Annotated in this window: 1 protein-coding gene; it reads right to left on the bottom strand. The window is 66.3% G+C overall.

Translation table 11 applies throughout. The features are described from left to right. Window positions 1–344: transporter substrate-binding domain-containing protein (locus SB753_RS35565; RefSeq protein ID WP_410804775.1), on the bottom strand; the 344-nt coding region annotated here is incomplete at both ends.

Here is a 344-nt window from a genome sequence, read left to right as displayed (position 1 = left end):
CTATCGATATGTGCTCGAGGGAATCGCTCGCGCAGGACGGCGCCGAGCGCGAACCCGCGCTCGATGGCGACGCGCGCGCTTTGCACCTGGGCCTCGCCGGACAAAGCCATCGCATTGCTCGCCCGCGTCACGACGGAAGTCGATCCGCGGAAATACGGCACCGAGAATGACAGGCAATGCTCGCGCTCCGGCGTGCGGGCGATGCTCATCAGCACATCGACGCGATTCGCGCACGCCGCGGCGAGCAGCTGGTTCAGGTCTGGAAACGACTTCGTCGTGATCTCGACGTCCGGCCCAACGACGGCGCGCAGATAGTCGACGCTCAGCCCGGTGAACCGGCCTTC

It is taken from the genome of Paraburkholderia sp. SIMBA_053 (genome assembly GCF_046534895.1).
GTDB lineage: Bacteria > Pseudomonadota > Gammaproteobacteria > Burkholderiales > Burkholderiaceae > Paraburkholderia > Paraburkholderia caledonica.
The sequence above is the reverse complement of the archived record's forward strand: the minus strand, read 5'-3'. Positions and strand labels throughout refer to the sequence as shown.